Source organism: Frankia sp. AvcI1 (assembly GCF_001420875.1).
Lineage (GTDB): Bacteria > Actinomycetota > Actinomycetes > Frankiales > Frankiaceae > Frankia > Frankia alni.
Genome location: NZ_LJFZ01000038.1, coordinates 1 through 17499, shown reverse-complemented (window position 1 = coordinate 17499; position 17499 = coordinate 1). Strand labels below are relative to the sequence as shown.

General features: G+C 74.5%; 10 protein-coding genes and 4 pseudogenes. 8 read left to right on the top strand and 6 right to left on the bottom strand.

What is annotated here, in order from left to right; all coding sequences use genetic code 11:
• Nucleotides 1–27: 27 nt before the first annotated feature.
• The 3 genes and pseudogenes from UK94_RS76580 to UK94_RS27845 all read left to right on the top strand — a co-directional run.
• Nucleotides 28–266, top strand: a pseudogene (locus UK94_RS76580) (SAM-dependent methyltransferase); the annotation flags it as partial.
• 1 nt (nucleotide 267) lies between these two features.
• Nucleotides 268–789, top strand: a 522-nt coding sequence (locus tag UK94_RS27850) for a methyltransferase domain-containing protein (RefSeq protein ID WP_235490266.1), incomplete at its 5' end; no start/stop codon positions are given.
• A gap of 404 nt (nucleotides 790–1193) precedes the next feature.
• Nucleotides 1194–1958, top strand: coding sequence for an SDR family NAD(P)-dependent oxidoreductase (locus UK94_RS27845; RefSeq protein ID WP_041940803.1), 765 nt, complete (start codon nucleotides 1194–1196; stop codon nucleotides 1956–1958).
• Nucleotides 1959–2027: 69 nt separating this feature from the next.
• Here UK94_RS27845 and UK94_RS27840 read toward each other — a convergent pair whose 3' ends face one another.
• Entirely contained in the window at nucleotides 2028–5618 is a 3591-nt protein-coding gene (locus UK94_RS27840) for an AAA family ATPase (RefSeq protein WP_162246932.1), read from the bottom strand.
• 1252 nt (nucleotides 5619–6870) lie between these two features.
• On the opposite strand from UK94_RS27840, the gene UK94_RS67835 reads away from it, so the two are divergent.
• The 4 genes and pseudogenes from UK94_RS67835 to UK94_RS27815 all read left to right on the top strand — a co-directional run bounded on the left by UK94_RS67835 (nucleotide 6871) and on the right by UK94_RS27815 (nucleotide 10128).
• On the top strand, nucleotides 6871–7668 hold the full coding sequence (locus UK94_RS67835) for a histidine kinase (RefSeq protein WP_313949608.1): 798 nt from the start codon (nucleotides 6871–6873) through the stop codon (nucleotides 7666–7668).
• Nucleotides 7665–8271: pseudogene (locus tag UK94_RS27825) on the top strand (response regulator transcription factor); the annotation flags it as partial. The gene UK94_RS67835 and the pseudogene UK94_RS27825, both read left to right, overlap by 4 nt.
• Nucleotide 8272: 1 nt before the next feature.
• Nucleotides 8273–8459 (top strand): annotated as a pseudogene (locus UK94_RS67830) (LuxR C-terminal-related transcriptional regulator); the annotation flags it as partial.
• Between the two features lie 679 nt (nucleotides 8460–9138).
• Nucleotides 9139–10128: an ATP-binding cassette domain-containing protein gene (locus UK94_RS27815; protein WP_055752163.1), complete on the top strand. Its 990-nt coding sequence runs from the start codon at nucleotides 9139–9141 to the stop codon at nucleotides 10126–10128.
• 2821 nt (nucleotides 10129–12949) lie between these two features.
• Here the strand turns inward: UK94_RS27815 and UK94_RS27800 are convergent.
• Nucleotides 12950–13198, bottom strand: a complete 249-nt coding sequence (locus UK94_RS27800; protein ID WP_055752191.1) for a hypothetical protein — start codon at nucleotides 13196–13198, stop codon at nucleotides 12950–12952.
• 306 nt (nucleotides 13199–13504) lie between these two features.
• Between UK94_RS27800 and UK94_RS27795 the strand changes: the two genes are divergently transcribed.
• Nucleotides 13505–14032 (top strand): DUF1003 domain-containing protein, encoded by a 528-nt coding sequence (locus UK94_RS27795; RefSeq protein ID WP_041939562.1) that lies wholly within the window; start codon nucleotides 13505–13507, stop codon nucleotides 14030–14032.
• 100 nt (nucleotides 14033–14132) lie between these two features.
• Here the strand turns inward: UK94_RS27795 and UK94_RS67825 are convergent.
• From UK94_RS67825 to UK94_RS67815, 4 genes and pseudogenes are all read right to left on the bottom strand, one after another.
• Nucleotides 14133–14726: pseudogene (locus tag UK94_RS67825) on the bottom strand (aldo/keto reductase); the annotation flags it as partial.
• Between the two features lies 1 nt (nucleotide 14727).
• Nucleotides 14728–15083: aldo/keto reductase (locus tag UK94_RS67820; RefSeq protein WP_235490298.1), on the bottom strand; the 356-nt coding region annotated here is incomplete at its 3' end.
• A gap of 74 nt (nucleotides 15084–15157) precedes the next feature.
• A complete protein-coding gene (locus UK94_RS27785) occupies nucleotides 15158–16888 on the bottom strand; it encodes a DUF2142 domain-containing protein (RefSeq protein WP_011605840.1) in 1731 nt (576 codons plus the stop codon).
• Nucleotides 16889–17247: 359 nt separating this feature from the next.
• A partial coding sequence (locus tag UK94_RS67815) for a hypothetical protein (RefSeq protein ID WP_235490263.1) occupies nucleotides 17248–17499 on the bottom strand: 252 nt, incomplete at its 5' end.

Here is a 17499-nt window from a genome sequence, read left to right as displayed (position 1 = left end):
GGTCGAGCTGTCTGCCACGATCGGGCGATGCCACGGGGATTCGAGGAGCTGGTCGACGAGGCAGCGGCGGTGCCCGTCGACGGCTGGGACTTCTCCTGGTTGGACGGCCGGGCCAGCGAGCAGCGGCCGTCGTGGGGGTATGCCCGCCTGCTGGGCGAGCGGATGGCCCGCGCCGACGCGGCCCTCGACGTGCAGACCGGCGGCGGTGAGGTGCTCGCCGGGGTCGCGCACCTGGCGCGGCGCACGGTCGCCGTCGAGTCCTGGCCNCCGAACATCGCGAGGGCGACGGCGCTGCTGCGCCCCCGTGGCGTCCCTGTCGTCGCCGCGGACAGTGATCACACCCTGCCGTTCGCCGACGCGACGTTCGACCTCGTCGTCAGCCGGCACCCGCTGGCGACCTGCTGGCCGGAGATCGCCCGGGTGTTGCGCCCCGGCGGCGGCTACCTGTCCCAGCAGGTCGGCCCGGCCAGCGTCGGCGAGCTGACCGAGTACTTCCTCGGGCCCCAGCCGGCCGCGGTGCGTGGCCGGCGCCATCCCGACGGCGCGCGCGACGCCGCCCGGGCCGCCGGACTGGAGGTCGTCGACCTGCGGATGGAAACGCTGCACACCGAGTTCCGCGACGTCGGCGCCGTCGTCTATTTCCTGCGGAAGGTGATCTGGATCGTTCCCGGGTTCACCGTCGAGCGGTACCGCGGGCGCCTCGCCGAGCTGCACGAGCGGATCCGCACGACCGGTCCGTTCACCGCCCGCACCACCCGCTTCCTCATCGAGGCCCGCCGCCCGCAATGACCTGACGTGCGCCGCGGCTCCTTTCGGGGGACAGCATCCCCGGCGTTGACCCGACGCGCGCCCGAAGAACCAACTTCCTCACCGGCACGCATGCGTAACGTCCGGCAGGCGCAGGAGGAAGGCTTCCCATTCCACGAGGCGTGTAACGACGTGCCCGCGTTCGACGCCCATTGCGACGGCCCGTGGTTCAGGACGTTCTTCAGCGCGTCGGGGACTTCGCGGCGGGCCCGACCTGGCGGGTCAGAGGAACGCGAGTCGAGGACCCGCGGCACGGCGGCGGACCAGGGCGCGAATCCCCCGACACGCCTACCGGCGCCGCCGGCGTTTGACCTGGTGCGCACTCGAAGCAATAGCGTCCTCGTCGAGCACGAATGCGTGCCAGCGAGCAGGCGCAGGAGGACATGATGGCTGAGGATTTGACCGGCACCGTCGCGTTCGTGACCGGGGCGAGCAGCGGCATCGGGGCCGCGACCGGTCGGGAGCTGGCCCGCCGGGGTGCGGCGGTCGCGCTCGTCGCGCGCCGCAAGGACCGGCTGGAGCAGCTCGCTGCCGAGATTCAGGGCGAGGGCGGGCGGGCTCTCGTCGTCGGTACCGATATCACCGACCAGCGGCAGGCGATCGACGCGGTCGAGCGGACCGTCGCCGAACTCGGCCGCCTTGACACCGTCGTGAACAACGCCGGGGTCATGCTGCTCGGCCCGATCGTCGACGCACCCACCGCCGAGTGGGACCGAATGGTCGCGCTCAACCTGCAGGGCCTGTTGTACGTCGCGCACGCCGCGCTGCCCCACCTGCTCACCGCCGCCGACTCCGGCCCCCGCAACGTGGCGGACCTGGTCAACATCAGCTCCGTGGCGGGCCGGCGGGCGACGCCGAACTCCGGCGTCTACAACCTGACCAAGTTCGGCGTGAACGCCTTCACCGAGTCGCTGCGTCAGGAGGTCACGGAACGACGCGTGCGGGTGTCCGTGGTCGAGCCCGGCGCGGTCGTGACCGAGCTGGCCGACCACCTGCGCGAGGAGATCCGCGAGACGGCGATGCGCGTTTTCGCTGACGTCGAGAAACTCCAGGCGGACGACATCGCCGACGCGATCGCCTACATCGTGACCCGCCCCCGCCGCGTCGCCGTCAACGAGATGCTCATCCGCCCCACCGAGCAGGTGCGCTAGAAAGAGTCTGTTCCATCTGGTCACAGGTGGGCTTGCTCACCTGGCGGTCACGCAGGCTTCGCCGACCGGTCAGCGGCGGACGGTCCAGTGGCGTGGGCTGGTTGTCGCGGGGATGTGGCGGCAGGTCAGGCCGGTGATGATGGTGGCCTGCAGCTCGGCGCCGAGGTCGGGATCGGCGGCGGTGATCGCGTCCAGGGCGCGCCTGACCGATTTGCGCACGGCGGTGCGGGCGCGTTCGGCCGAGGTGTGGAACGCCCGGCTGCGCCCGCCGAGGCCGGCGACGGTGCGCAGGTGGTCGGTCAGGGCGTCCCAGTCGGCCTGGAGTGCGCGGGCCCGGTCGGTGTCGCCGTCGGCCTCGGCGTCCTGGCGCTCCTCGTCGAGCTCGCGCAGCCGCCGCCGGTAGGCGTCCAGGGCCTGCCGGTCAACCACCTCATGGTGGCCGGCGTCGAACGGCACCGCGCCGCAGAGGGCCAGCGCCGTCACCCCCTCGCCGGGGCGTTCCACCAGCACCGCGAGATAGCGCAGCCCCTGCAGGTCCCCCAGGAACAGCTGCCGGCCGTCTGCGGCCAGCAGCCACCCGTCGCCCTGACGTGTCAACGTTCCCGTGCGGCCGGCGCCCCCCGCCTCGGTCGTGGGGATCGACGACCCGGCGGTCGTCTCGGCGCCGGCGGGCTCGGCGCCGGCGGGCTCGGCATCGGCGGCCGCGGGCTCATCGGGGGAGGAGGAGGCGTCGGCCGCGTGCAGCAGGGCGGCCCACTGGGCGGCGCGGACCGACAGGTCCATCGTCACCGCCTCGGCGTGCGCGGCGGCCAGGAGCGTCCGCGCCCGCGCGCGGTCCCCGGAGCCGGCCCGGGCGGTCAGGGCGGCGGCGAGGTCGACGCGGGACAGGGCGGTGCCCGGCCGGTTGCCGAACCGCCGGCTCGCGGCCACGGCGCGTTCGTGGTGGCGCACGGCCCCGTCGGCGTCGCCGAGCGCCAGGGCGACCAGGCCGAGCGCTCGCTCGGTGGAGCCGAAGCAGGTGACGGCGAGCGACGGCATGACGGGCAGGTCGGCGAACGGTTCCACGAGCCCACGGACCTGCTCCGCGATCGCCCGCTCGTCGAGCAGGCAGGCGGCCTCGGCGACGGCGACCATTCCGGTCAGCCAACTGCTGGACGTGGGCAGGGCGGCCAGCCCGCCGCCGGCGGCGACGAGCCGGTGCAGCGCGCTGCGGGCCTCGTCGAGCCGGCCGGCGCGGGCCGCCATCATCGCGGCGCCCGCGGCGAAGGCGAAGTCGCCCGCGGCGAGCGTCGGGGAGGCGGCCGCCTCGGCCGCGAGGTCGAGCAGCTCCCCGTCGCGGCCCTGCATCCAGCGAATGCTGGCGAGCTGGGCGCCGTAGAACGCCTCGGCGTCCGCGTCCCCGACGGCCAGGCCGAGCTCCAGGCAGGTGCCGGCCGCGGCCTCCGCCTGCGCCAGCCGGCCCGCGCGCACCAGCCGCATGACGTCCATCGCCGCGACGATGTAGAGGACGCTCTGGCAGGCCAGGGCGTCGGCCCGCGCCCGCAGCTCGGCGAGCGACCGCTCGGCCCGCGCGTCGCCGAGGTGGAACAGGTCCACCGTCCGCCACAGCAGTCCCAGCAGCGCCAGCATGCCGTCCCCGCTGCTCGCGGCGACCGTGAGCAGCTCCTGCGCGAGGGCCAGCTTCACCGGGTTGTGCTCGGGTCCGAGCATCGCGTGATGGGTCAGCGACAGCGCCTCCGCCAGGGCCGCGGCGTCGCCCGTCGCCCGGATCGCCGCGAGTTCCGCCAGCGCCCGCGCGGGCGTCGCGCCGTCGTAGACCGACTCGGCGGCGAGCCGGACCGCCAGGCGCCCCCGCAGCGACACCACCTGCCGCAGGGCCGGGACACTCGCCGCCCCCGCCCCCGCCCCCGTCGCCTCGCCGTCCGCCGATGGTCTGCCGTCCGCCGCCACCCCGCCGTCCGCCGTCGCGGCTGCGGCCAGGGCGTCGAGGGCGCTGCGTTGCAGGGCCAGCACGCGTCGACGGTCGACGGGATCGCGGTGCTCGTTGAGCCAGACGCCACCCAGGCCCAGCGCCGCGCGGGCCAGCAGGATCGGGTCGTCGGCTCCGTCGAGGGCCTCGGCCGCGCGGGCGAAGGCGTCGCGGGCGGCGGACAGCCGGCCGCAGGCGAGGATCGCCTCGGCCCGCTCGACCAGCAGCGCGGCCCGTCCCGTCATGGCCGGCCACGGATCGGACACGGCGACGGCGGCGTCGAGCAGCGCCGCAGCCTGCTGGTAGTCGAAGCCGCGGCGCATGGAGCGGGCCGCCGCCCGGCAGGCTCCGACGGCGCGCTGAGCGTCCTGCCTGGAGCGGGCGGCCGCCTGCAACGCGTGATGGGCGCGTAGCGCCAGCCGGTCCGCCCGGTTCGATCCGCCGAGCAGAGCGGCGGCGGCGGCATGGGCGTCCAGGCGTTCCCGTGGCCGCAGCGTCGCGGCGGCGGCGCCGAGGATGACGTCGTGCCCGAACCGGAAGCGGTCGGTGCCCGCTGGCTCGACGAGCCCGATCCGCCGCGCGTCGGCGAGGTCGTCGAGGACGACGAGGACGGGCCGACCGGCCAGCGCGGCGACGTCGTGGACGGCCACGGTCCGGCCGAGCACGGCGGCCAGGGCCAGTGTTCGGCGGCTGTCCGCGTCGAGCCGGCCGATGCTGTCCGCCACCGCCTGCTCCACGCCGGCGAGACCCGCCTGCGGGGAGCCGTGCGCGACGACCCGGCTGACGAACAGCGGATTGCCGCCGGTGATGGCGAGCACCGTCCGGGCCAGGTCCTGTCCCGGACGATGCCCAGCACCGATCGGGTCGCCGTCGCCGAGCGGAGGGGCGTCGGCGTCCGGCGGGTCGTGCAGGCCGTGCGCGGCGAGATAGTCCTGCGCGTCGGGGAGGGTGAACCGGCGCAGGGCGAGCACCGTCGCCTCCCGCTCCACGTCGGCGGCGAGCTGGGCCAGCGCCGGATCGCCCTGACCGTCGGGACGGCGGGTGAGGACCAGCAGCAGCGGAACCCGGTCCAGCACCCGGGCGAGGAAGCGGGTCAGCAACAGGGCGTCGGCGTCGGCGGCGTGCACATCGTCCAAAACGATCATGGTGGGCCGGCCGGCCAGCCGCCGCGTCACCAGGTCGGCGACCGCCTGGAAGCGGGTGAACCGCTCGGGTGCGGCCGACGCGCCACCAAGCCCCTCGGCCAGCGGATGGCCGCCCGGCGCGCCGCTCACCGCGGCCAGCAGCGCGGGCCAGGGCCACAGGGGCGGCGCGCCGCCGTAGGGCCAGCAGCGTCCCCACTCGACCGCCATACCGGCCTGCTCGGCCTGCTCGGCCGCCCGTTCGCACAGGTACGTCTTGCCGATCCCCGCCTCGCCGGAGACGACGGCGACCTGGCGCCGCCCCGCCGCCGCCCGCGCCGCGAGCCGGGCCAGCAGCGCCAGCTCCTCCCGGCGCCCGACGAATACCTCCGCGGCGCCCGGCTCCCGGGCCGGGTCCTCGCCGGTGGGACGCGCGACCGGGCGAGGCAGCACGGGCTGGGGCAGTGCGGGCTGGGGCAGTGCGGGCTGGGGCAGTGCGGGTACAGGGTAGGGCAGCGCGGGTACGGGGTGGGGCAGCACTGCGGCGGAACCCACGCGGTCCAGTGCCAACGTCGCCCTCTCCCCACCATGCCCCGCGCGGCACGCCAAGCCCCCGCGCGGCATGCCGATGCGGCCGAACGTGGCCACTCCCGCCGATCCTAGGAACGGCCAGGCGCCCGCGGAGCGCCCTGTCGCCAGCGCGACGTACCGACGGTGGCGCCCTCGTTGCGTGCCCGTGGCACGCCGGTGGCACATCTGCGGCACGCCTGANGGCCGACTGCCGGGGCCGGAACCGGTCGGCGACGGCCGTCAGGCGCATCCCGGCCGCACGAGCACCAGGACGAGCGCACCAGGACGAGTAACAGGAGGGCTGACATGGCGAATCACCGCGTGGCGATCGTGGGCACGTTCGTCGAGCCGATGGGCATGATCCGATCGGCGGTGGGCGGTGCGATCGGGGGCGCCGTGGGCGCGGCCGTGGCCGCGAGCGCCTCCGCGGACGGCGCGGTGCTGGCCCGGGGCCAGATCGGCTATCTCGGTGTGTTCCCCGGCGAGTTGATCCTGTTCGCCGCCAGGCGGGGCGCCTTCCGGCCGAAGCCCACCGAAACGGCGATCGCGGCGGCGCCGCGGCCCGCCGTGCGACTCGCCCAGCTCAACAGGGCAAAAGTGGCCGNCGTGTTCGAGATTCATCTCCATGACGGGACGGCGTGGCGTTTCGAGGTGCCCCGCGTCCATCTCGGGGGCGCGCAGAAGGTCGCCGCCGTGCTGTCCCAGCACAGCTACTAGGCCGCGTACAGGCGGGACGGCAACGCGCCGAGGTTCGTCGCCTCGTCGGCGGGTACCAGGCCGCGGCGGCGACGCCGTGTCCGCCGGCGGGGGCGTCCGGCATGATCGGACGATGGGCGGGCGATGGCGCGGGCGGCTGCGGCGCGCCACCGACTTCGGGATCGTGCTCCTGCTCGGCCTGTTCCTGGTCGCGGTGGTGCTCGACGAGCACGACCGCACCCGGGAATCGGTGTTGATCGTCCTCGGGCTGCCGTTCGGGGTCGGCCAGTCGCTCGCGCTGTACTGGCGCCGTACCCGGCCCGGAGCCGCGCTCGGCGTCGCGCTGGTCGGCGGCCTCGTCATCCAGATCCTCGTCCCCTCGGTCGTGATCCCGATCGCGGCCCTGATCGCCATCAGCTCGTTCGCCGCCGCCCGACCGCCGCTGCAGTCCCTGCCCGCGCTGGGCGCGCTGCTCGGCGTGTGCACGGTCGACTTCGCCACCGCCAGCCGTGAGGACACCTTCTTCACGATGGTCCTGGCCATCGCGGCCTGGNCCATCGGAGAGATCGCCCGTAACCGGCGCACCGCCATCGAGGGGGAGGCCCGGCGGGCGGTCGCCGAGGAACGGGCCCGCATCGCCCGGGAGATCCACGACATCGTCGCGCACAGCGTGTCGGTGATCATCGTGCAGGCGGCGGCCGCCGATGACGTCTTCGACATCCGTCCCGACCAGGCCCGCCGCGCCCTGCGCTCGATCGAGACCACCGGTCGGGATGCCCTGGCGGAGCTGCGCCGCCTGCTCGCCGTCGTCCGTCCCGGCGGCGAGGAGGCGGGCCCGGTGCGCCCGCAGCCCGGCCTGGCCCGGGTGGACGAGCTGGGGGAGCCGCTGCGCGCCGCCGGGCTGCACGTCGCGGTCCGCGTGGTCGGCGAGGCCCGTCCGCTGCCCGCCGGGGTGGACGTCTCGTCCTACCGCATCGTCGGCGAGGCGCTGACCAACACCCTGCGCCACGCCCGCGCGTCCCGCGTCGAGGTCACCCTCGCCTACACCGCGACCACCCTCGACCTTGAGATCGTCGACGACGGCGTCGGCACGCCGGGCGTGGGGTTCCTCGGCGGCGACGCGCCGACCCCCTGGCCCACCACAGGTGCCCCCACCGGCGCGGCCACCACCACCACCGCGTCGGTGCCGGTGCCGGCACCGACGGCCATGGGCGGCGGGCACGGCATCATCGGCATGCGGGAACGCGCGGCCGTGCTCGGCGGAAGCCTGGAGGTCGGCCCGCGTGACGGCGGCGGATTCCGGGTCCGGGCGAGCCTTCCGCTGCCGACCCAACCCGGCGGGAGGTCGGCATGACGACCGAGGCGACCCAGGCGGTTCGGGTGCTGCTGGCCGACGACCAGGCGCTGGTGCGAGGCGGGTTTCGCCTGATCCTCGATGCGCGGCCCGGAATCGAGGTGGTCGGCGAGGCCGGCGACGGGGCCGAGGCGGTCGAGCTCGTCGGCCGGCGCGAACCCGACGTCGTGCTCATGGACGTGCGGATGCCGACGATGGACGGGATCGAGGCGACCCGGCGCATCGCCGCCTCGGGCAGCGCGGCGCGGGTCATCATCCTGACCACGTACGACCTCGACGAGTACGTCTTCGCGGCGCTGCGGGCGGGCGCCAGCGGCTTCATGCTGAAGGACGTCCGGCCCGCGGAGCTCGTCGACGCGGTCCGCGTCGTCTTCCGCGGTGACGCGCTGCTCGCCCCCACGGTGACGCGGCGGCTGCTCGACCGCTTCGCGCGGACGCTGCCCTCCGTCGCCGATGCCTCGGCCCCGCCATCCGATGGTCCGGCCGGGCGTCGCCGCGCCGGCACAGGCCCCCTCGGCCGCCCGGTCCGTGGGATCTCCCCGCCCGACGCCGCAGGGGTCGGAGGGGAAGGTGGGTGGGACGCCCGGCCGCGCAACGGGCTGGNGGAGCTGACCGAGCGGGAGGCCGTGGTGCTCCGGCTCGTCGCGCTCGCCCTGTCGAACGCCGAGATCGCCACCGAGCTCGTGCTCACCGAGGCGACCGTCAAGACGCACGTGTCGGCCGTACTGCGCAAGCTCGGCCTGCGTGACCGCGTACAGGCCGTCGTCTTCGCCTACGACCACGGGCTGGTGNGCCCCCGCCCGAACTGACCCGCCGTCGACTGTCCACCGTCGGCGCCTGCGCCCTTGCGCGGCCCGTCACCCCGGGTCCCCGTCACCCCGGGTCTCCGACCGGCGGACTGCGACCACAGGAGGAGGCAGGTCCATACCTGCGGTGGATGTGCCCGGACCGCCGTGGATCTAGCTTCCCGAGCATGGACGAACCCGACGNCCCCGCCCCCCATGCGCCGGTGCCCGCCGCCCACGAGCCGGTGCCGGCCGTCCCGCCCGTGCCGACCGGCCCTGGGTCGGGCGACCCGCCAGCCACCGCGGGCGGTCCGCGGCCGGGCCCCCCCGACCGGCCCGGCCCCCCGGCCGGTCGGGCGCGTTCACGGCTCGCCGCGGTCGGCTCGGTGGTCGTGGTCGGGCTGCTTGTCGTCGCCGTCAACCTCCTGCCGCGGCTGGCTGGCGATCTGCCGCACGTCGGGCTGCCCGCGCTCGACCTGCCGCAGGTCGAGCTGCCCGGCTGGGTTCGCGGAGCCTTCGATGCGCTGCGGCCGGTGCGGATTGCCCTGCTCGGGCTGTTCGTGCTCGCCGCCGCGTTCGGCGAACACGGCCGNCACCGCCGGTCGGCGGACCGCTCCGCCGGCCAGCCCGCGCCCGCGCCCCGCGCCCTCGACGGCGACGACCCGGGGGACGGGAACGCCAACCGATGATCCAGGTGCGCGAGCTGACGAAGGTGTACGGCGGATCGGTCGCGGTGGACCGGCTGACCTTCGACGTGACGCCCGGGGTCGTGACCGGCTTCCTCGGCCCGAACGGCTCCGGCAAGTCGACCACCCTGCGCCTGATGGTCGGCCTCGACCGGCCCAGCAGCGGCCGGGCGACGATCGGGGGCCGCGCGTTGCGCGATGTCGACGCGCCGATGCGCGAGGTCGGGGTGCTCCTCGACGCGAGGGCCGCGCCGGGCGGCCTGCGGGCCCGCCAGCACCTGGCCTGGCTCGCCCGGGCCGGCGGCGTGCCCGCCCGGCGGGTCGACGAGGTGCTCGCCGAGGTCGGCCTCGCCGACCTCGCCGGGCGCCGCGTCGGCGGGTTCTCGCTCGGCATGCTCCAACGGCTCGGCATCGCCGCCGCTCTGCTCGGCGACCCGGCGGTGCTGATCCTGGACGAGCCGGTGAACGGCCTCGACCTCGATGGCGTGCGCTGGGTCCGCGGGCTGCTGCGGCGCTGCGCCGCCGAAGGACGCACGGTGGTCGTCTCCAGCCATCTGCTGAGCGAGATGGACCAGACCGCCGACGAGGTCCTGGTCCTCGGCCGCGGTCGCCTGCTCGCCCACGGCAGCGTCACCGAGATCACCCGGGCGGGTGTCGGCACCCACATCCGGGTGGCGTCGCCGCGTGCCTGCGAGCTCGCGGCGGCGCTGCGGGCGGCCGGTGCCTCGGTGACCCAGGCCCCGGACGCCGGCGGCACGTTGCTGGTCACCGGCATGACGGCGCCGGCCATCGGTGATCTCGCCGCCGGCCGTGGGCTCGCCCTGCACGAGCTGACCGAGCGACGGGCAACGCTGGAGGACACCTTCATCGAGCTCACCGGCGACACTGTCGAATACCGGGCCGACAACCACGGGGCCGACAACCACCGGGCTGGCAGCCATCGGGGGACAGGTCATCGGGAGGTTGGCCGCCCGGGGGAGCAGCCGTGAGCCGGCCACCCACCGCGCCACCCCGCTGGACGGCGACGGTTGNCGGGGAATGGCTCAAGCTGCGCGCCCTGCGCGGGACCCTGGTGATCGCCTGTCTCGGCCCGATCCTCGGGACCGCGCTGTGCGTGCTGCTCGCCGTCGCGGTCGGCCTCGAGGCGGACGGCTGGTCCGAGCAGGACCGCGCCGCCTTCGACCCCGTGCTGTTCCCGCTGGTCTCGGGGATCGTCAGCGGCGTCCTGCTCGTCGTCTTCGGGGTGCGGGCCGGCGCCTGCGAGTACCGGGCGGGCCTGGTGCGGCTGACCCTCACGGTGACGCCGCGCCGCGGTCGGGTGTTGCTGGCCAAGATCGTCGTGGTCGCGGTGGCGAGCTGGGTGGGCTTCACGGCCGTCACCGCGCTGGCGGTGCTCGCGGCGCAGCCGGTGTTCCACGCCTACGGCCTGCCGGACGTGACCGGTNCCGGCCTCTCCGCCGGCAGCGAGGTGCGCCCGCTCGCGGCGGCCATCGGGCTGGCCCCGGTGTTCCCGCTGATCGGGCTGGCCCTGGCAGTCCTGACCCGCAGCGCGGCCGGGGCCCTGACCTCGGTGCTCGCCGTGCTGTTCGCCCCCGCGATCGCGGGCGGGCTGCTGCCGCCCTGGTGGGCGGCGCACGTGCTCATCTATCTGCCGGGTCCGGCGACCGACAGCCTCTCCCTGACCGGATCGGACGACGCCGCCACCGGCGTTCTGTCCGCTGGTGTCNCCGTGCTTGTGGTGGCGGCGTGGCTGNCTCTGTTCCTCGGCGCCNCCCACCACTGCCTCCAACGCCGTGATGCCTGACGCTGCGGGCCCGGCGGTCGCGTCCGCGGTGATGGCGTTCGGGGTGATGGCATTCGCGGTGACTGCGTTTGCGGTGGTGGTGCGCGGCGAGGCCGCGGGTCACCGCCCGGCCGAGCAGGAACAGCACGAACAGCATCCCGGCGGCCGGCAGCGCCAGGACGACGGCGGCCGCGGCGTCGGCGACGGCGGTCAGCACCTGCCCGCCACCCAGTGCCGAACCCGCCGGGGCGAGCTGTGCCCAGACGGCCCGCGCGGTTCGGGGCACGACGAACGGCACCGACACGAGCAGCAGCACCAGGTTGACCAGAATCGCGGGCGCGGCCAGCAGCGCCCAGGCGGTCACCACCAGCCGAGCCCGCCGGGTCAGGCCGGTCAACCGTGCGCCGCCGCCCGGTCCGGCAGGCCCCGCCTCGCCGACCCGCCCGGCATCTCCGGCACCGGCGGCCGGGGTGGCGCTGCCGCCGGCCGGCTCCCCGGGGGACGGCGGCCGGCGCCGGCCGGGCAGGGCCGAGCGCAGCGCCGGAACCATCCGGCTGAACAGGTCCGGTACTCCCGCGAGGTCGCCCATGATGTAGTAGCCGTCCAGGCGGACGAACGGTGCGAGCTGGCGGGCGGCGTCGAGGTGGGCGAGCACGATCGCGGTCACCAGGACCTCGGCGTGGCTGACCGCGAGTGCGCCGCACAGCGCCAGCGCGTACAGCCCGTTGAAGTAGATGCCGCCGAGATCCGTGCGCAGCCGGCCACGCCGGGAGAGCCGGTAGGAGTCCGTGACGTCGGTGAAGAACGCCGGCCACACCAGGTACATGCCGAAGCCGATCACTCCGGGCCCGGCGCCGCCGTAGCGGCAGGCGGCGGCGTGCCCAGACTCGTGGACCAGGGCTCCGGCCAGGGCCAGCCCGACGACCGCCAGCATCAGCGTCGGGGTGGCCAGCACCGCGGCCGCGCTGTCGGCGACGCTGTGCCGGCGAAACACCCAGATGTCCGCCACCACCAGCAGGGCGAGCAGCCCGGCGATGACCNCCGGCCGGAACAGCACGGCGAGGACCCCGCCCAACCGGGCCACCACCGGCGCGGGCAGCAGGGTTCGGCGGGCGGCGAGGGTGAACATCGCCGCCGCCCGGGGCGTCGGGGTGGCGCCTTCCGCGGCGGCGATGAGGCCCAGCGGCATCAGCCGGTCGGCGATCAGGTAGCCGACGTCGGCCCCGCTGACCGCTCGCCCGTTGCGTACGGCCACCTGGCCGGCGATCGCCTCGATGTCGCGGGTGCCGTCGGCCGCCGCCAGGATGTGCGCGAGCAGCTCGGTGAGCGCGACGACCTGGCCGTCGCTTCGGCGGGCAAGCTGGACCGGCCGGTCCAGGCCGGAGTCGGCGAACTCGCCGAGCAGGGCCAGGCCGTCGGCCCGGCACGGTCGGGCGGGCACCGTGCCGGGCGTGGGCCCCGGGCGGATATCGGTCATTCTCGGNCGTCCGTCGCAGGTCGATCAGGAGTTGTTGATCTCGAATATGAAGTTGATGCTGGGTACCAGCGAGATGAGGATCGNCAAAATCCCGCCGAGGATCTGCGGTTCGCCATGCGCGTCGATGTGGGCCATGTTCGACCAGGGTGAATTGACCGGAAAGAAGGTGGGATCAAATTCCTTCCGACCGATCTCCAGGGCTGCCNGGGTCAGTCGCTCGGGCAGCAGTTCCGCCTGCTCCAGCGGAAATTCCTGACGTTTTCCGTCGGGTCCTTCCTGAATTTCATCGTGCATTCTATCCCCCGTCGTTATCCAGTCCGCGGGACTGCTCTGACGGGTGGCACGCTAGCGGCGTTGAAACGTTGTGGCGAGGATCCTCATCGGGCGTGTCACGTCCTGCTCTGTGTACGGCCGAATATTCCTCGGAGCTACACCGCAGGTGCGATAAGACTGGTGCGCCGTCGGTTCACCGTCCGTCGGCCTCATCTTCGGGGGCCTGAAACCCGGTGGTCGGATGCCCTAGGAGCGGCCATTCGACCGATCATGGACGTCACCACTGGTTCACCTGGGTCCAGCCGTTGACGATGGAATCGACGAAAGAACCGGAGCTGTAGGCGATCTGCGGTTCGCCGTGGTTCTCGATGTCCGAGGCGTTGCTCCCGGGGGAGTTGACCAGGAAGTTGTCCGGGTCGAACTCGTGGCGGTTGATCTCGACGGCGGCGAGGGTGAGGCGGTCGGGTAGCAGCTCCGCCTGTTCCCGGGCCAGGTCCGCGGCGTCCAGCCCACTGACGGTGCTCATCATCTGGCTCCGTTTCGGATCACTCGATCGCGCGGCGGTCGCGCGACCGTGGCGCGAATGCGGCGCATCGGCCGGCTCCGGGCCCGCCGGATGAGAAGGTCGGCCGGGAACGGGTACAGCCCGCGCGGCGGCCGGTAGGCACCTCTGGACTGTAGGAGTGCCCGTGACCCTCCGCAACACGACGGCNCCCCCCCGCAGCCTGGAGCGGGCTCGGGCTCGGGCNCCCAGGGAACCGGGATGGTGAGATCACGCGCGGCCGCGGGGGCGGCGCCGGCGCCCGGACCTTCGGACATCAGCATGGAGCGCATGAGTTCTCCCGAAGACGCCCACGAGCAGCATCGACGTTCGAGTACGGAGGGCCGTCCGCATCCGCGCGCCCGAATCCGCAACGAGCGGGTCGTCTTCACCCGGATGAGCTCCCCCCAGGACCGCGCGGCGGACCTGATCACGGCGTTCGCCGGGTCACTGCCCTTCGTGTACCTCCACGCCGTCTGGTTCGCCGGCTGGATCCTGCTCAACGAGGGCGTGTTCGGCGACGCCGCGGTGTTCGACCGCTACCCGTTCGGACTCCTCACGATGATCGTCAGCCTGGAGGCGATCTTCCTGTCGACCTTCGTCATGGTCAGTCAGAACCGGGAGGCCACCCGGCAGAATCTGCGCGCCGATCTGGACTTCGAGACCAACCTGCGCTCCGAGGTCTGGTCCGTGCACATCGGCCGCGCCCTGGGCCTGGACCCCGACGAGATCGAACGGCACGTCCAGGAGACCCTCGCGCACGCTCGCACTGAGCTCAGCACCGGCCACCCTCAGCCGACGGACGCCGGCCATCTCTGAGGGGAGGTCTACCCCGACGCCCGGCCGCCGCTCACCGTCGCCGACCCGCCGGGCCGCCGGGCCGCAGTCGGCCGGCGGCCCGGCTTGCCGGTAGGGCGCGTCAGTGGTCGACGATCCGACCGTCCAGCGGGCCCGGCGCGGGACCGGAGATCTCGTCGAGGCGGGCGACATGCTGCGCGGGCAGGGTGATCTCGAACCCGGCGAGACTCTGTTCATACTGGTCGAAGGTGCGCGGTCCGATGATGACCGACGTGACGCCGGGACGGGCGGCGGCCCAGGCGAGCGCCACCGCCGCGGACGTCGTGTCCAGCTCGGCGGCGACCCCGGCCACCGCCTCGGCGATGTCCAGCCCGCGGTCGGTGACGATCCCGTCGGCGAAGCGCCGGGCGGCCGGGGCGCCCCACGCGCGCAGGCGGGCGACGCGGGTGTCGGCGTCCGGGTCTCCGTCGCGGCGGTAGCGCCCGGCGAGGATCCCGCCGGCCAGGGGACTGTAGATCAGGGTCCCCATGCCGTGGCGGGCGCACACCGGCAGCACCTCGGCCTCGATGCCGCGCGCGACGAGGGAGTACTGCGGCTGCAGGCTCACGAACGGCGTGCCGTGGATGCGCTCGGCCGCCCACTGCGCCTCGACGATCCGGCTGGCGTTGTAGTTCGAGCAGCCGAGGTAGCGCACCTTGCCGGCGCGGACGAATCCNTCCAGGGTCGCCATCGTCTCCTCGATGGGCGTCTCGTCGTCCGGCTGGTGCACCTGGTAGAGATCGACGTAGTCGGTGCCGAGCCGGCTCAGGCTCGCGTCCAGGGCGCGGGTCAGATGCACCCGGGACGAGCCGCGGCCGTTCGGGCCGGGGCCGGCGGGCATGTGCCCCTTGGTGGCGAGGACGACCTCGTCACGGCGGGCGGAGATGGCACGCCCGACGATCTGCTCCGACTGCCCACCGCTGTAGATGTCGGCGGTGTCGATGACGTTGTGCCCGGCATCCAGAAAGGCGTTGATGATCCGGGTGGCCTCGGTCTCGTCGCAGGACGCGAGGCCGACCGAGCCGAAGTTCATCGCGCCGAGGCACGCCTGGGAGACCTTGAGGCCGGAACGGCCCATCGTCCGGTAGTCCACGTTGACTCCTGCCTTCAGTCGTCGCCCGTCGGCGAGGTCCTGCGTCTGCCGGGGTCGATCATTTTCGCAGGGAGGTGTTGGTTGGTGGTGCCCGCAGCCTCCGCACCGGACGTCTCCCGGGGCACAGCCTCGTGCAGGGAGGGTCGGTGGGCGTCGTCGGTCTCGGTCGGGTAGGCGGGGAGGCCGCCGGGGTCGTGGCCACCGGCGATCCGCGCCCCGGGCGTGGCCGGCGCCGCGCGCAGGCCGGTCAGGGCGAATGCGACCAGACAGAGGGTCCCGGCCGCGGCGAGCGCGAACCACGGCGGCCAGCCGCCCGGGGGGTTCCACTGCGACCGGCCGAGGAACCAGACGGGGCCGCCCGTGCCGACCGCGTAGCGGCGGGCGTTCGCCCACAGCCCGACGAGGTGGACCGCGGCGACCGCCAGCGGCACCGCGACCTGGATCGGCCGGCGGACCGCCCCCGGCAGGCGGGCTGCCTGCCGGGTGATGATCTCCCCGGCGGCGAGCGGCAGCAGCACCGCGAGGGGCAGCAGGTAGCGCCCGTACACCGGGAAACGGGTCTGGCGCAGCACCACGACGTCAAGGCCGACGGCCACCACCGCGGCGCCGACGAGCACGGCCACGAACCCCAGCCGGGCCCGCCACGGGCCGGCGGCGAGCGCCACCAGGGCGAGGGCGACGACGGCGACCCACCAGATCCGGTACGCGTACGTGGGCATCGGCAGGCTCGCCCAGCCGAACACGCCGACCCACTGCCGCACCCAGGCGTCGGCGTCGTGGGGCAGGCGATGCAGCCCCTCGACGACCAGCGCCCGGCGGATCCCCGGATGCGGCTGCACGGCCCGTTCCCACAGCGTCGTCGCCACGACGCCGCCGGCGGCCAGCCCCAGCCAGGGCACCGGCCACGCCCGCCGCCACCGGTCCGCGCCCCGGCACCGGCCCGCACCCCGCCGCTCGGCGAGCACCAGGCCGACGAGGGGGGCGAGCAGCACCCAGGCGGGTCCGGTGGGCCGCGACAGCGCCAGCAGCGCGCCGACGACGCCCACCGCCGGCCAGGCCCACCGGGGCGGACCCGTCGCGCGGCCCATCCGCAGCACCAGCGCGAACAGCGCGGTGGCGGCCGCGATCTCGATGCCGTTGGTGCCGAGCACGGAGCCCATGAACAGCACCATGGGCGACGCGGCCAGCAGCACCCCGGCGACCGAGAGCGGGCCGGCCGGGCCGCTCCACGCCGCGGCGACCGCGACGGCGAGCAGCCCGGCGACGAGGGCGGCGGTCACCGCCCGCCCGGTGTAGAGCGCGCCGAGCGCCGTGTCGGTGCGCGCCATCGCCGCGCCCGGGACGGCGTAGACGTACGGCTCGTAGGTCCCGACATAGCTCAGCGCCCGCGTCGCCGGCGGGCGGGAGTGCGGCCGGTCCAGGCAGCTCACCGACAGCCAGTTGCGGAACAGGTTGCAGGGGAAGCCGGCCCGACCCGGGTCGAGCCCGGCCGGCAGCCGGAAGACCCGGCTGTTGCGGTTGATCCAGTCGATGCGTTCCGGAGCCCCGGGCTGCGCGCCGAACGCCGGATGCGCGAGCCGCCCCGGCGTGCCCGACCACTGGCCGGTGCCGGCGCCGACCTCCTTGACGAAGTTCGCCGGCTCGTCCGGCCCGAAGCCCGGCGCGTTGCTGCCGACCCACGCCGCGAGCAACAGGCCGAACCCCGCCACGAGCAGGAGCCGGGCCAGCCTGCCACGACGATGCATGCGCGACGTCCCCCGCCCGCGCCCCGGCGGGCGCGCAGACTGCCGTCCGGGGCGGCTTTCTCACCCCATGTCACGCCAAGTATGGGCGACGGCGACGGATCGGTCGTCGGGTGGCGTCCGCACCCGCCCATTACGGGCATCGCAAACCCGCGACGGATGGCGACTTCTATAGCCTTTCGTCCTATATGTCTCCTGCATGGGTCCTCGCGAGATATGTACCTGATGTCCTGCTTCGGCGGTCCGCCCGATCCCTGGGACACCGACGGACGTTGCTGTCCAATGGTTACGCGCGACTGGGTGGACCATCACAGAAAGAAACTCGTCAGCGGTCCGGATNGTTGGGTTCAGTGCAATCCCCGTCACCATGCGCGGTAGCCCAGGTGGGCGTCGTGTGCCGCCGACTGCTGGTAGTGACCATGTCGAGAACCATCGTCTACGACGCCGCCCTCGGGCCGCCCGTCCGGGTGACCCCCAGCCATCGCGCCGATTCTCGAGGAGTTGGACATGACCCCACCGGTCACCCCACCGTCGCCGTCGCGGCACAGCCACTCGCCGCCCGTCGCGGCGAGCCCGACCAGCCGGCCGCGCGGCTCGCGCCGGTCACGGCGGGC